We start from the raw sequence: 14,234 nt of genomic DNA on the forward strand, positions 1-14,234 counted from the left end.
ACAGATTTATTGCGCCGTAACGACGCGGAACTTGATGAGAACTTCATCGGCGACCATGCTGGTGTCTTTCCATTCACCTTCACCGACGTTATAGGCCAGCCGCTTGATCGGCAGCGTGCCTTCGAAAATCTGGCCAGCACCTTCCTTTTTCACCGTGAGCGGAAAGTTGACATCGGCCGTCTTGCCCTTGATGGTGAGCTTGCCGACCACGTCGAACTTACCGCCGGCGCCCGGTTTTACGGCGGTCGACACGAAGCTCGCCTTCGGGAACTGGGCGCCGTTGAACCATTCCTTCTTCTGCACTTCCCTGTTGTATTCCGCGTCGCCCAGGTCGAAGCTGGGCACGTCGATCTCGACGCTAGCCTTCGAGGCTTCCGGCTTGGCACTGTTGAAGTCGATCTGCGCATTGAATTTCTTGAACTTCGCCTCGACCGGCACATTCATTTGCTTGAATACGGCCGAAACGCTGCTCTTGGCGGCATCGGTTTTTAGAGCTGCAGCAATGGCGGGCAGGGCGAACGCAAGCACGGCAGCGGTAGAAACAATGGCGGCGCGGTGCAGCAAGGGGCGGGATGACATAGTTATTCCTTCGTTTCGAACAGGTTGAAGTCAGGGCAGCATGCGCTTGAGCACGCCGTCGCGATCAATGAACTGGTGCTTGAGTGCGGCCGCCACATGCAGCGCAACGGCGGCCAGCATCGCCATATTCAGTGCGTAATGCACCAGCTTGAGGAGCGGCTTTAACGCCGGGTCCGGCGCGATCAGCACCGGTAGGGGAAGCACGCCGAGATATACCACTGGTACGCCCGCCGCCAAGCTGTAGAAATAACCCGATACCGGCACCGCGAACATCAGCAGATACAACAAGCCGTGCAATCCCTGCGCGGCCGTTTTTTGCCAATCCGGCATGCCGAGCGGATGGGGGGGCGCGGCATGGGTCAGGCGCCACAGCAGCCGCAGGCCCGCCAAGCCCAGCACGGTAACGCCAATCCATTTATGCCAGGAAAAATATTTCAGCTTGGTCGGCGTAATGCCGGGGATATCGACCATCGTGACGCCCAATGCAAATGCAGCCACGATCAGCAGCGCGATCAGCCAGTGAAGCATAATGGCAAGGAGGGAATAGCGTTGCGCCATAATGTTTCTTTTTGTTAATTAGTTCGAATTAGAACCAATATAGCATAAAAAATTCCGTGTTGCAGGAAGTCGATTGACGACCTGCAACACGGAATGGATGCGTGCTTAGATCTTGCGCGCCAAGTCTGCTGCGCGACCGATATAGTTCGCCGGGGTCATCGCCAGCAGTTGTTCTTTTGCTTGCTGTGGAATGGCCAGTCCGTTGATGAACTCGCGCAGCGCATCCTTCGAAATCCCCTTGCCGCGAGTGAGTTCCTTCAATTGCTCGTAAGGGTTCTCGATGCCGTAGCGGCGCATCACAGTTTGTACCGGCTCTGCCAGCACTTCCCAGGTTGCATCCAGATCTTCCGCCAGTCGTGCCGGATTGACTTCCAGCTTGTTCAAGCCGCGCAGGCAGCTGTCGTAGGCCAGCACCGCATAGCCGAATGCTACGCCGATATTGCGCAGCACGGTGGAGTCGGTCAAGTCACGCTGCCAGCGCGATACCGGCAGCTTTTCCGACAGGTGCTTTAAGACGGCATTGGCCAGCCCGAGGTTGCCTTCCGAATTTTCAAAATCGATGGGGTTGACCTTGTGCGGCATGGTCGAGGAACCGATCTCGCCGGCCTTGGTGCGCTGCTTGAAGTAGCCGAGCGAGATATAGCCCCAGAGGTCGCGGTTCAGGTCGAGCAGGATGGTGTTGGCGCGCGCGATGGCGTCGAACAATTCCGCCATGTAGTCATGCGGTTCGATCTGGATCGTGTACGGATTGAAGCTCAGGCCCAGGCGCTGCTCGATCACGTTCTTCGAGAAAGTCTCCCAGTCGAATTCCGGATAGGCCGACAGATGCGCGTTGTAGTTGCCGACAGCGCCATTCATCTTGCCGAGGATGTCCACGGCAGCGATGCGCTGCTCTGCGCGCTTCAGGCGCGCCACCACGTTCGCGATTTCCTTGCCCAGCGTAGTCGGGCTCGCCGGCTGGCCATGGGTGCGCGACAGCATGGGCAAATCTGCATTCTCATGCGCGATGTCGGTAAGCTTAGCGATCACGCTGTGCAGCGCAGGCAGCAGCACGTCGTTGCGTGCGGCCTTGAGCATCATGCCGTGCGACGTGTTGTTGATGTCTTCGGAGGTGCAGGCGAAATGGATGAACTCGGATGCGGCGACCAGTTCCGGCACATCCTTCACCTTTTCCTTCAGCCAGTACTCGACCGCTTTTACATCATGGTTGGTCACGGCTTCGATTGCCTTGATGCGTTCCGCATCCGCTTCGGAAAACTCGTTTGCCAGCTTGTCCAGGAGCGCGTTGGCAGAAGCAGAAAACGGTTTGATTTCCGCAAAGCCGGCATTCGACAATGCTTGCAGCCAGGCGATTTCAACCTTGACGCGGTGGTGCATGAAGCCAGCTTCGGACAGGATCGGGCGCAACTTGTCGGTCTTGGCGGCGTAGCGGCCGTCCAGCGGCGAGAGGGCAGAGAGAGGGGAAAGCGACATGATATTGAAAACGGAGAGGTAAATAATAATTAACGGCGGAACGGCGCTGCAATCCGCCATTTTACCATTCGTGCCGCGACGTAAATTCCGTCCCTGACGAAGAGGCAGCGCGGGGCGGGGCGATAACGTGAGGTACCTCAATGTTATAATCGCCATCAATTCATACCATACGCATCTATGAAACTCATCGGTTCTCTCTCTAGTCCCTACGTCCGCAAAGTCCGTATCGTGATGGCGGAAAAAAAGCTCGATTACGAGCTGATTCTGGAGAACGTCTGGGCGCCGGATACCAAGATTCAGCAATCCAATCCGCTCGGTAAAGTGCCGTGCCTCATCATGGAAGATGGCGGCGCGATGTTCGATTCACGCGTGATCGTCGAATACCTCGACACGCTCACTCCGGTGGGCAAGCTGATTCCTCCCAACGGCCGCGAACGCGCCGAAATCAAATGTTGGGAAGCGCTGGCCGATGGCGTGCTCGATGCCGGCGTATCGGTCCGTCTTGAAAAGACCCTGCGTCCCGAATCGCAGCAAAGCCCGGAATGGATCAAGCGGCAGATGGACAAAGTGCATTCCGGGCTGAAGGCGATGTCGGCTGGCCTGAAGGACACGGCGTTCTGCTCCGGTAACCATTACACCCTGGCCGATGTGGCAGTCGGATGTGCGCTCGGCTGGCTGTCGTTCCGCTTTCCGGAGATCGACTGGCGCGACGCCTATCCGAATCTCGCCAAGCTGTTTGACAAGTTGTCCGAGCGTCAGTCGTTCAAGGACACTATCCCGCAATAGCTCGAATAAGCGCACAACAAAAAGGGCAGCCGCATTCACGGTTGCCCTTTGTTTTTCGATGCTTGTCTGCGCCGCTTATTCGCCCATCTGCGACTGCAGATAATTCTGCAGCCCCACCTTGCCGATCAACTCCAGTTGCGTCTCGATCCACTCGATATGCTCTTCCGTATCGTCGAGAATCTCCTGGAAGATTTGGCGCGATACGTAATCGCCAGCCTTTTCGCACGCGGCAACCCCATCCTTGAGCGTTTGTTGCGCGCCTTGTTCCACCTTCAGATCGCACTCGAGCATTTCTTGGGTCGACTCGCCGATCAGCAGCTTGTTCAGTGCTTGCAGATTCGGCAAGCCATCCAGCATCAGGATGCGGTTGATCAGCTTGTCCGCATGCTTCATCTCGTCGATCGATTCTTCATATTCCTTCTTGGCGATTTTCTCCAAGCCCCAATGCTTGTACATGCGGGCGTGAAGAAAATACTGGTTGATGGCGGTGAGTTCGTTGGTGAGCTGCGCATTGAGCAGCTTGATGATGTTGGGATCACCTTTCATGTATGCCTCGCAAGTAATGGATCGAAATTGACTTGATGGACTGACGGGCTAAACGAGCTGGCGTCTAATCATGATAGTGCACCGGATTGGCATTTCCATCATGCCCCTGCATTTCGTTAGCAGGAATTATTCGCATATTGAGACGGCATATCATTCGTCCAGATTGCGAACGCGGTACATGATCGTTGCATGGCGCTTTCCGGCACATCATTATCGGTAAAGCGCAGGGGAAGGCTATAGACAGATCGCAATGAACTAGCGCGGCCGGATACTATACGGATGTTCGTCCGCCAATAAGGATGTCGTTACCGCAAGGGGGAAAGGAGTAAATCTACCTTCAGGCCGCAAGTGCTGGGGAAAAGGCGGATGGTTGCGCTTCCAACTCGCGTTCTTCAAGGCATTCGCGCAAAACAGTCTTGGCGCAAGAATGGCATTTGCCGCAGCAGGTGCCAACGCCGAGATGATTGCGCAATGCCGGCATCGTGGTCATCCCGGTATCGACGGCTTCACGAATTTTCCGCTCTGAGACGTTGTGGCAAACACAGACAATCATTGCTGCACCTTTCAAATAGATCTTATGGCTGGTCACGCCGACGCCGATTTACTCCAGCCCAGCGATCACGCGGTCAGGATCAGCTTGTTAAGCTGTGTCAGCCGTAAGCGGTAAATCCGGCCTTGATGATCGATTTCCACTTCGCGCGCCTGCCGGAACAAGTCTTCACTCTTTATCCGGGCCACCGGTGCGGCATTCAAATCAGCGTCTGATGGGGGGGGCGCTGATTGCATTGCCTGCCGGGGAGGATGAGCCATTGCTTGTTCCTTTGCAAATACGAATAAGTCTTATTTAGATTATTCGGTATTTTGCTGGGGATTGCAAGGGATTTTGCAGGAGGCAGCGGAATGGCCTTGCGTCGTGATAGCGCTGCAACGGGCGAACATAATTGATGTCACGTTCATATTGCCGTTGCAAGCGTGGGTATCTATGTTTGGAAGATGTGGGAATAAAAAAAGGGACACGATGTGCCCCCTGCTGCTGTATATCTTCTTACGTTAGAAGTGTTTAGCCAAATCACTCCATGCAACCGTCTGAGGAGAATTAATTTTCCCATCATTCCGATCGACTTTGAGCTCTACATTGCTGGTGTCGATCACCTTGAAAGTGAGCGACGAATTATCACTCGCGGTAACCGTCATGTTGCCTTGCGACGGATAGTCGCCTGCTTGCAGGAAGTCGGTAGTGGTCTTGACTGCATAGGTGAAATTGCCAAGATTGCTCGATTTACCCGATACAACGATGTTGTCGGTACCAAAAGTATCAGGAGGGCTCACACCAATTGAGCCGTGAAGATTTGTGGCAGTAATGGTGCGACCGGTAACCGGACTGTACAGAGAAGACGGCAGTTGCAGCGAATTGCTGCTGGCTGTGAAGTTCTTGACGACGCCGCCGCTGGATTGCTTCTGTTCATAGTCAATTGCCAAGTTCCCATTCATGGAGCCCACGTTAATACTTGTGTTGCTTCCATTAATCAGTGTGAGGGTAACTGTAACATTGGAAAATGCGACATCCAGATGGCCGTTCCAAGCCGTTGTTGCGGATCGCGTACCGTTGACGTTGCTCAGATTGATGGTGGTAGTGCCGTCGAAGGACAAATCGATGCTGTCAAGGAGTCGTCCTTTCACACAACCGACGTCCACTAGTTTGATGGTGTCATTCGTCACGGTCGGGGTTTCTGTTCCACCGTATGGGCAGGCAGCGTGCGGATCCGGCAAACTGCTTCCGGAAATCGTGTTGGCGACAGTGATGATATTGAAAATCTGACGATTCACATCTTGTATGGCCAAATAAGCTTGCGCGCCAACATCACTCGCATTTGCTAATTTAATCACGGCCGTGGTGCCGGGCGGGTCGGTCTGTACGGTTGATTCGTTGCCGCCGCCACCGCCACAACCAGTAAGCAAAAAGGCAGATGCGGTCGCGAAGCCGATTACAGCACGAGAAGCCGAGGATGTCATGTCAGCGTTCCTGAAATGAGATGAATTGAAGCTGCGCCAAGAGGCAGCATTTCGGTTTGCTAAAAATACAACGAATGCCAATGGTAAATTAATAGCAGGCAATCAGCGTAATTTAATAGCCGAAAGTATTGACATCTCAGGCCATCTATTCCGACTGGCTGCCGATGATACCGCCTCCCAGGCAGACATCTCCCTGGTAAAGCACCGCCGACTGCCCCGGGGTGACCGCCCACTGAGGATGATGAAAGCGTAGCGAGAAGCGATCGCTTTCCCCGGATGAAAAGGCGCAATCCACATCGGATTGCCGGTAACGCGTCTTTGCTGACAATGCGCCCTGCTGCGGCGGTACGCCGGCAATCCAGCTCGCCTGGTCCGCTTGCAGCGATGACGACAGCAACCAGGGGTGATCGTGGCCTTGCACCACATAGAGGATGTTACGTTCCACATCTTTGCGGGCGACGTACCATGCATCATTGGTGCCATCGGCATTGCGGAACGATTTCATGCCGCCCAGTCCGATGCCCTTGCGCTGGCCTAGCGTATAAAAGCTCAGGCCGACATGTTCACCCACAGTGACGCCTTCGGGCGTCATCATCGGCCCCGGCTGATAGGACAGATAGCGGTTCAAGAATTCCCGGAAAGGCCGCTCCCCGATAAAGCAGATGCCGGTCGAATCCTTTTTCTTGGCATTCGGCAGGCCAATCTTTTCGGCGATCTTGCGTACTTCCGTTTTGGGTATTTCGCCGAGCGGGAACAATGTTTTCGATAACTGTGCCTGGTTTAGGCGGTGCAAAAAGTAGCTTTGGTCCTTGCTTGCATCGAGTGCCTTGAGCAGTTCGAATTGCCCGGCATTCGGTCCCGCCAGGACTTCGCGCACGCGGGCGTAATGGCCAGTGGCGATCAGGTCGGCGCCAAGCAGCATCGCATGATCGAGAAACGCCTTGAACTTGATTTCGGCGTTGCATAGTACATCCGGGTTCGGCGTGCGGCCGGCCTGGTATTCGCGCAGGAATTCGGCAAATACACGGTCCTTGTACTCGGCAGCGAAATTGACTGCTTCGATATCGACCCCAACCACGTCGGCGACGCTGGCGGCATCGATCCAATCCTGGCGCGACGAGCAATACTCGGAATTGTCGTCATCCTCCCAGTTCTTCATGAACAGGCCGATAACCTCGTACCCCTGTTCCTTCAGCAGCCAGGCCGATACCGACGAATCGACGCCGCCGGACATGCCGATTACTACCCGCTTCTTAGCCATTGAGCTCCCCAGTGACGCTCGGATGGGTATAGATGAAGGACAGTGGCGCGCGCTTTCCGGCAAGGTAATCATCCACGCAGCGCAAGACCAATGGGCTGCGATGTTTCTCCTGGCAGGCGAGCATTTCCTCGCGCGTCATCCAGACGGTGCGCAAAATGCCGTGGTCGAGCGGGCGGTCGTGCGCACGGCCGAGTTCGCCGGTAAAAGCAAAGCGCAGGTAGGTGACTTCGCGTCCGGTGCGCGAGGACAGATAGCGCGACATGTACATGCCGAGCAAGGCGGTTGGCGTAAAGTCGTGCGCGGCTTCTTCGAGCGTTTCGCGCGCCACGGCGTCAATGAGCGATTCGTTGGGGTCCAGATGGCCTGCCGGTTGATTGAAGCGAATGCCATCACTCGTTTCTTCCTCAACTAGCAGAAATTGGCCGGCGCGTTCGATGACTGCGGCAACCGTGACAGAGGGTTTCCAAACGTCCATAGTGTTCCTTACAGTGGGCGCCATTTTACCTTGACGGGGGTAATGTGCGTTCCTTGGAAATGCGAGTGAACGATTCGCGGGAGGATGATCGGCTGAGCACTGGAAAAGGTATTGATGTTCCGCAATTCAATAGCGGGATAAATTGGCAAATGCCTTAATAACCCGGCAGAATGAATAATTAAATAATTATTAACTTTTTGCCATTCCACTCAATTCAATCGAGGCGGGGGAGACGCCGAATTTGAATGCCCAGCCGGGCACCAAATAAAAAAGAACGGTTGTGCTAATTTTTCATTTCCGTGTAAGATCAACGTAAGATTTCGCATCATTGGTGAAAACCGATGAGAATCGGCATTTCTGCCGGAATATTGCGGGTAAGATCGATATGCCCATAAGGTTTGTATCGATTGAGAAATAACTCGCTTTAAGTACATCAGCTTACCGTGCACCACGGCGCCCGTTTTATTCGGGGTGGCGTGGATTTGCACAATTAGGAGAAAAAAATGCAGCGCATCATGCTTCGGTCAAAAATCCATCGAGTCACCGTCACCCAGGCCGACTTGCATTACGAGGGGTCGTGCGGAATCGACGAAAACCTGCTGGAAGCCGCCGACATCAGGGAATTCGAAAAAATCGAACTCTACAATGTCAACAATGGCGAGCGCTTTTCGACCTATGCAATCAAGGGAAAGCGCGGCAGCGGCGAAATTTCCCTCAATGGTGCGGCCGCGCGTCGCGCCCACTTGGGCGATCTGCTGATTATCTGCACCTACGCGCCGATGAATGACGCCGAAGTGGAAACCTACGTCCCGAAGGTCGTGTTTGTGGACGAAAAAAACCAGATCACGGGATTAAAAAAGCAGTCGTAACGAGGATAGACGAAAGCACCATCCTTATCTAATACATAGCAGGGAACACGCCGCATTGGTCGTTCCCTCAGCCCGACAAACTCGCATATAACAACAGGGAGAAAGAGGTATGCCTCTCACGATTGGAGTACCAAGAGAAGTCTTTCCAGGAGAAAAGCGCGTTGCGACCGTTCCCGACGTCGTTGAAAAGCTCATCAAGCTGGGCTTTTCGGTGGCCGTCGAATCCGGTGCTGGCGACGCCGCCAACTTCAGCGACGATACCTACCGTGCTGCAGGCGCTCAGATCGTCAATGACGCGGCTACGCTGTGGGCGACCTCCGACATCGTGTTCAAGGTGCGTGGACCGAGCGCCGAGGAAGTAGGCTTGATGCGCGAAGGCGGGACACTGGTTTCCTTCATCTGGCCGGCGCAGAACCCTGAACTGTTGAAACAGTTGGCGGCGAAGAGGGCGACCGTGCTGGCCATCGATTCGCTGCCGCGCACGTTAAGCCGCGCCCAGAAGATGGATGCGTTGACCTCCCAGGCCGGCGTTGCCGGCTATCGGGCCGTCATCGAGGCTGCCAATGCCTTCGGCCGCTTCTTCAGCGGTCAAGTAACCGCAGCCGGCAAGATTCCGCCTGCCAAGGTCTTCATCGCAGGCGCAGGTGTAGCCGGTCTGGCGGCAATCGGTACCGCTGCAGGCCTGGGTGCTATCGTGCGCGCCAATGACACCCGTGCTGAAGTGGCCGACCAAGTCGTGTCGTTAGGGGGGGAATTCGTCAAGGTCGATTACGAGGAAGAGGGTTCCGGAGGTGGTGGTTACGCCAAGGTGATGAGTGAGGGCTTCCAGCAGGCCCAGCGCGAGATGTATGCCAAGCAGGCCAAGGAGGTGGACATCATCATCACTACCGCCTTGATCCCCGGTAAGCCAGCACCCAAGCTGATCACTGCCGACATGGTGAAGAGCATGAAACCGGGCAGCGTCATCGTCGACATGGCGGCCGAGCAGGGCGGCAACTGCGAACTGACCGAGCCTGGTCAGGCGGTGGTAAAGCACGGCGTGACCATCGTCGGCTACACGGATCTTGTCAGCCGCCTGTCGAAGCAATCCTCGACGCTGTACGCGAACAATCTGCTGCGCCTGACCGAGGAGCTGTGCAAGACCAAAGACGGCACCATTAACGTCAACATGGAAGACGGCGCCATCCGCGGCCTGACTGTGATCAAGGACGGCGAGGTCACATGGCCGCCGCCGGCACCCAAGCTGCCGGCAGCGCCCGCGGCCAAGCCGGCCGTGGCTGCCGCGCCCAAGGCTCATGGCCATGGCGCGCCGAGTGAGCCGGCCTCGGGCTCCCGTATCGCGATCCTGTTCGGCGTGGCTGCCGTGCTTTTCTGGCTCATTGGCGCCTATGCGCCGGCAGCGTTCCTCGGGCACTTCACGGTGTTTGTGCTGGCCTGCTTCGTCGGTTACATGGTTGTGTGGAACGTCACGCCTTCCCTGCATACGCCGCTCATGAGCGTGACCAATGCGATTTCCAGCATTATCGCCATCGGCGCGCTGGTGCAGATCGCGCCACCGTTGGGTGCAGGCGTCGAGCGTCCGGGCGACTGGATCCGTTGGCTGGCTGTGATCGGCATCGTGCTCACGGCGATCAACATGTTCGGCGGATTCGCCGTTACCCGCCGCATGCTGGCGATGTTCCGCAAATAATAAAGGGAGGCGATAACAATGTCTGAAAGTCTCACAACTGTCGCTTACCTCGGTGCGACCATCCTCTTCATCCTGAGCCTGGGTGGCCTGTCGCACCCGGAAACTGCGCGGCGCGGCAATCTCTACGGCATGGTCGGCATGGCCATCGCCGTGCTGGCGACCGTGTTCGGCGCGCATGTGACGACTGCCGGCATTCCATGGATTGTCGGTTCCATGGTCGTCGGCGGCGCGATTGGCCTGTACGCCGCGCGCACCGTGCAAATGACGCAGATGCCGGAACTGGTCGCATTGATGCATAGCCTGGTCGGCCTTGCAGCGACACTGGTCGGCTATGCCAGCTATATCGATCCGGCCGCGTCGGCCAGCTTTAGCGGCGCGGAAAAGGCGATTCATGAAGTGGAAATCTACGTCGGCATCCTGATCGGTGCGGTGACCTTTTCCGGTTCGATCATCGCCTTCGGCAAGCTGTCTGGCCGCATCGGCGGTAAACCCCTGCTGCTGCCGGGCCGCCATTTGCTCAATCTCGCCGGCTTGCTGATCGTTGTTTATTTCGGCGTTCAGTTTCTGCGCGCTGAGTCGATCAACGCTGGCATGACGCCGTTGATCGTGATGACCGTGATTGCCCTGTTGTTTGGTATTCACATGGTGATGGCCATCGGTGGTGCGGACATGCCGGTGGTGGTGTCGATGCTGAACAGCTACTCCGGCTGGGCAGCCGCCGCTACGGGCTTCATGCTGAACAACGACTTGCTGATCGTGACCGGCGCGCTGGTCGGGTCGAGCGGCGCCATTCTGTCGTACATCATGTGCCGCGCGATGAACCGCAACTTCATCAGCGTGATTGCCGGCGGCTTCGGCTCCGGCGGTGGGAAAAAGCCTGCTACTGCCGGCGGCGCTGCGGAACCGGCGGGCGAGGTGGTGCCGGTGACCGCGGCAGAAACCAGCGAACTGCTGCGTGAAGCCAAGAACGTGATCATCGTGCCCGGCTACGGCATGGCCGTTGCGCAGGCTCAGCACACCGTTTACGAGATCACCAAATTCCTGCGCGAGAAAGGCGTGAACGTGCGTTTCGGCATTCATCCGGTCGCCGGCCGCATGCCCGGGCACATGAACGTGCTGCTGGCAGAAGCTAAGGTGCCTTATGACATCGTGCAGGAAATGGACGAGCTGAACGAAGACTTTGGCGACACCGATGTGGCGATGGTGATCGGCGCCAATGACATCGTCAACCCGGCCGCGCAGGAGGATCCGAACAGTCCGATTGCCGGCATGCCGGTGCTGGAGGTCTGGAAGGCCAAGACCTCTATCGTGATGAAGCGCAGCATGGCTTCTGGCTACGCGGGCGTCGATAATCCGCTGTTCTACAAGGAAAATAATCGCATGCTGTTCGGCGACGCCAAGAAGATGCTGGACGAAGTGCTGGTGGCACTGAAAGCTGCCTGATCCTCTGATGAAGAAGAAAAAAGCCGCGCAAATGCGCGGCTTTTTTATGTCCTCCTGCCAAATATCATTTGTTCGGCCAGCATGTGTTTTGCAGGGGGGATCGCGTCGACCATCGCGAGCGAGAAACCCAGAGCCGCCTGCGACAGCGCGCTATCGGACCCGCTTGCGAAAATGCGCGCGAGGGTATCGGTCAATGTGATGGTGATGCTGCGATCGGATTGTCGCGCCGCGGCAAAGCGCTGCAGCATGTCCGGATTGGGCGAGCGTGCCAGCAGGCGTGCCAGCACGGCGGCATCGCGCAAGCCGAGGTTTAGTCCTTGTCCGGCGACCGGGTGCAGCGTCTGCGCCGCATTGCCGATAGCTACCGTTCTGGCAGACACTGCAGGACGGGCGTTCAGTCCGAGCGGGTAGGTGGCGCGTGGCGTAATCCCGGTAAAACGTCCGAGCCGCGAGCCGAACGCGCGCTCCAGTTCCCCCAGAAATTCCTCATCCGTCAGTGAAAACAGGCGTGACGCCGTCTGCGGACGCACGCACCACACCATCGCATACCCATCATCCTGCGGCAGCAAGGCAAGCGGTCCTTCCACGGTGAAGCGCTCGAAGGCGCGATGCCTGAGTGCCGCGCTGACACTGACTTGCGCAATGATCGCGGTCTGGTCATAGTCGCGGTGCAAGGACCTGGCGCTTTGCTCGGAAAAGACGCCGCCCTCGGCTTGTACCATGATGCATGTGGTGAAGATCCTGCCGTCGGCCAAGCGCAGTTCCACGCAATCTTCCCGTTCCGAGGAAGAAGTGACATGGGCGGGGCGAAGCGTGACGATCTGCGTCTGCCTGAGGGCGGCGCTCAATGCCGCAACCAGCACGCCATAGCGCGCGACATAGCCGAGCGCCGGCAGGTTGTAATCGATACGGTCAATCAGGGTGCGACCGAAATGGCCGCGCCGCGATACGTGAATCTGGTGAATCGCATCGGCCGCCACCGGCCACGTCCCCACGTCTTCCAGAATCTGACGACTGCCGTACGACAGCGCGATCGAGCGCGGATCCCCGGCGGCCTGCTCCGGCGCCTTTGCGTCGATCAGGGCGATACGCTGCGCAGGTGCTCCGCGCTTGGCCAGCATGAGCGCCAATGCGAGGCCGACCGGCCCGGCGCCGCAGATGGTGATATCGAAATCGGTAGTCATCGGCAATCAGTCAATGTTTCATCACCGCTTCGATGTCGGCCACCGTTTTCGGCGCATCGCTGGTAATGATGTCGCAGCCGGTTTCCGTCACGAGCGCATCGTCCTCGATACGGATGCCAATATTCCAGAACTGTTCCGGCACGCCCGGTTCCGGACGTACATAAATGCCTGGCTCGACGGTGAGCACCATCCCGGGTTGCAACATTCGCCACGGCTTTTCTTCGCTGCCGGACAGCGCGTCGCGATACTCGCCGACGTCGTGCACGTCCATGCCCAGCCAGTGGCCGGTGCGATGCATGTAGAACTGGCGGTAGGCGCCTTTTTCGATCACGTCCTCAAGCGAGCCGACCTTGTCGCGGTCGAGCAAGCCAGTGTCAAGCATGCCTTGCGCCAGCACGCGCACTGCCGCGTCGTGGCCATCGATGAAGCGTTTGCCCGGCCGGGTTTCGGCAATCGCCGCCTCCTGTGAGGCCAGCACGATTTCATACAGGGCTTTCTGCGGGCCGCTGAATTTGCCATTGGCCGGGAAGGTGCGGGTGATGTCGGAGGCGTAGCTGTCGAGCTCGCATCCGGCGTCGATCAGCACCAGATCGCCATCCTTGATTTCTGCATCACCGGCGCGGTAGTGCAGCACGCACGCGTTCGCGCCGGCGGCGACGATCGAGCCATATGCGGGAAACTGCGAGCCGTGGCGACGGAATTCATGCAGCAGTTCCGCTTCCAGGTGATATTCACGCAAGCCGGGCCGGGACGCTTGCATTGCGCGCCGGTGTGCCGCGGCCGAAATGGCGGCAGCGCGTTTCATGATGGCGGCCTCTTCGGCATCCTTGAACAGGCGCATTTCGTCGAGCAGCACATTCACGTCGTGCACCACCGACGGCGCCGTCACGCCGGTGCGCGCCTGCATGCGTACTGCCTGCAGCCAGCCTTGCACCTGTGCGTCGAGCTTCGGGTTGCCGCCGATGGCGTAGAACAAGCCGGGCGCGTTGGCCAGCAGCTTCGGCATTTCGGCATCGAGCGCGGAAATCGGGAAGGCGGCGTCGAAACCGAAAGCCTCGCGCGCTGCCTGCGGACCGTAGCGGTAGCCGTCCCAGATTTCGCGTTCGAGGTTCTTTTCGCGGCAGAACAGGATGGCCTGATCCGTCTTGCCGGCGACCAGTACAACCACCGCTTCCGGTTCCGTGAAGCCGGAAAGGTAGTAGAAATAGCTGTCGTGCCGATACGGGTAATCGGCATCGCGATTGCGCATGACTTCCGGGGCCGTCGGGATGATCGCGACGCCACCGCCCTTGGCTTTCATCTGCGCGATCAATGCCGCGCGCCTGGCTGCATAGGACTTCATGACAGACTCCTGTTC

The 14,234-nt window shown here is 57.5% G+C and carries 15 protein-coding genes; 4 read left to right on the forward strand and 11 right to left on the reverse strand.

Features of this window, described 5'->3' with window-relative positions; genetic code table 11:
- Positions 1–6 precede the first annotated feature (6 nt).
- The 3 genes from TSA66_RS11065 to purB form a co-directional block, all read right to left on the reverse strand.
- Entirely contained in the window at positions 7–579 is a 573-nt protein-coding gene (locus tag TSA66_RS11065; protein ID WP_052452243.1) for a YceI family protein, read from the reverse strand.
- Between the two features lie 30 nt (positions 580–609).
- Complete coding sequence (locus TSA66_RS11070) at positions 610–1,137, reverse strand: cytochrome b (protein ID WP_040040067.1); 528 nt, start codon at positions 1,135–1,137, stop codon at positions 610–612.
- Positions 1,138–1,242: 105 nt separating this feature from the next.
- Positions 1,243–2,610 (reverse strand): adenylosuccinate lyase, encoded by a 1,368-nt coding sequence (gene purB, locus TSA66_RS11075; protein ID WP_040042450.1) that lies wholly within the window; start codon positions 2,608–2,610, stop codon positions 1,243–1,245.
- Between the two features lie 177 nt (positions 2,611–2,787).
- Between purB and TSA66_RS11080 the strand changes: the two genes are divergently transcribed.
- Positions 2,788–3,396: a glutathione S-transferase family protein gene (locus TSA66_RS11080; protein ID WP_040040068.1), complete on the forward strand. Its 609-nt coding sequence runs from the start codon at positions 2,788–2,790 to the stop codon at positions 3,394–3,396.
- A 75-nt stretch (positions 3,397–3,471) separates the two neighbouring features.
- Here the strand turns inward: TSA66_RS11080 and bfr are convergent, their stop codons facing one another.
- The 6 genes from bfr to TSA66_RS11105 all read right to left on the reverse strand — a co-directional run bounded on the left by bfr (position 3,472) and on the right by TSA66_RS11105 (position 7,691).
- The gene (gene bfr / locus TSA66_RS11085) at positions 3,472–3,942 is read right to left on the reverse strand and encodes a bacterioferritin (protein WP_040040069.1); all 471 of its coding nucleotides are present in this window, start codon (positions 3,940–3,942) and stop codon (positions 3,472–3,474) included.
- A 337-nt stretch (positions 3,943–4,279) separates the two neighbouring features.
- Complete coding sequence (locus TSA66_RS26160; protein WP_084199484.1) at positions 4,280–4,495, reverse strand: (2Fe-2S)-binding protein; 216 nt, start codon at positions 4,493–4,495, stop codon at positions 4,280–4,282.
- Positions 4,496–4,560: 65 nt separating this feature from the next.
- The gene (gene hemP, locus TSA66_RS11090; protein ID WP_232429561.1) at positions 4,561–4,728 is read right to left on the reverse strand and encodes a hemin uptake protein HemP; all 168 of its coding nucleotides are present in this window, start codon (positions 4,726–4,728) and stop codon (positions 4,561–4,563) included.
- Positions 4,729–4,992: 264 nt separating this feature from the next.
- On the reverse strand, positions 4,993–5,955 hold the full coding sequence (locus TSA66_RS11095; RefSeq protein ID WP_040040071.1) for a hypothetical protein: 963 nt from the start codon (positions 5,953–5,955) through the stop codon (positions 4,993–4,995).
- Positions 5,956–6,100: 145 nt separating this feature from the next.
- A complete protein-coding gene (gene mnmA, locus TSA66_RS11100; protein WP_040040072.1) occupies positions 6,101–7,216 on the reverse strand; it encodes a tRNA 2-thiouridine(34) synthase MnmA in 1,116 nt (371 codons plus the stop codon).
- Positions 7,209–7,691 (reverse strand): NUDIX hydrolase, encoded by a 483-nt coding sequence (locus TSA66_RS11105; RefSeq protein ID WP_040040073.1) that lies wholly within the window; start codon positions 7,689–7,691, stop codon positions 7,209–7,211. Before TSA66_RS11105 ends, mnmA begins: the two co-directional genes overlap by 8 nt.
- Positions 7,692–8,194: 503 nt before the next feature.
- Here TSA66_RS11105 and panD point away from each other — a divergent pair.
- The 3 genes from panD (at position 8,195) to pntB (ending at position 11,693) form a co-directional block, all read left to right on the forward strand.
- Positions 8,195–8,560, forward strand: a complete 366-nt coding sequence (gene panD, locus TSA66_RS11110) for an aspartate 1-decarboxylase (RefSeq protein ID WP_040040074.1) — start codon at positions 8,195–8,197, stop codon at positions 8,558–8,560.
- A 109-nt stretch (positions 8,561–8,669) separates the two neighbouring features.
- Positions 8,670–10,250: a Re/Si-specific NAD(P)(+) transhydrogenase subunit alpha gene (locus tag TSA66_RS11115; RefSeq protein ID WP_040040075.1), complete on the forward strand. Its 1,581-nt coding sequence runs from the start codon at positions 8,670–8,672 to the stop codon at positions 10,248–10,250.
- Between the two features lie 18 nt (positions 10,251–10,268).
- Positions 10,269–11,693, forward strand: a complete 1,425-nt coding sequence (gene pntB / locus TSA66_RS11120; RefSeq protein WP_040040076.1) for a Re/Si-specific NAD(P)(+) transhydrogenase subunit beta — start codon at positions 10,269–10,271, stop codon at positions 11,691–11,693.
- A gap of 44 nt (positions 11,694–11,737) precedes the next feature.
- Here the strand turns inward: pntB and TSA66_RS11125 are convergent, their stop codons facing one another.
- Both TSA66_RS11125 and pepP read right to left on the reverse strand, forming a co-directional pair.
- On the reverse strand, positions 11,738–12,877 hold the full coding sequence (locus tag TSA66_RS11125; protein WP_040040077.1) for a UbiH/UbiF/VisC/COQ6 family ubiquinone biosynthesis hydroxylase: 1,140 nt from the start codon (positions 12,875–12,877) through the stop codon (positions 11,738–11,740).
- Positions 12,878–12,887: 10 nt separating this feature from the next.
- Complete coding sequence (pepP, locus tag TSA66_RS11130; RefSeq protein ID WP_040042451.1) at positions 12,888–14,219, reverse strand: Xaa-Pro aminopeptidase; 1,332 nt, start codon at positions 14,217–14,219, stop codon at positions 12,888–12,890.
- Positions 14,220–14,234 lie beyond the last annotated feature (15 nt).

Origin of the sequence: Noviherbaspirillum autotrophicum (assembly GCF_000818395.1) — a bacterium.
GTDB classification, from domain to species: domain Bacteria; phylum Pseudomonadota; class Gammaproteobacteria; order Burkholderiales; family Burkholderiaceae_D; genus Noviherbaspirillum; species Noviherbaspirillum autotrophicum.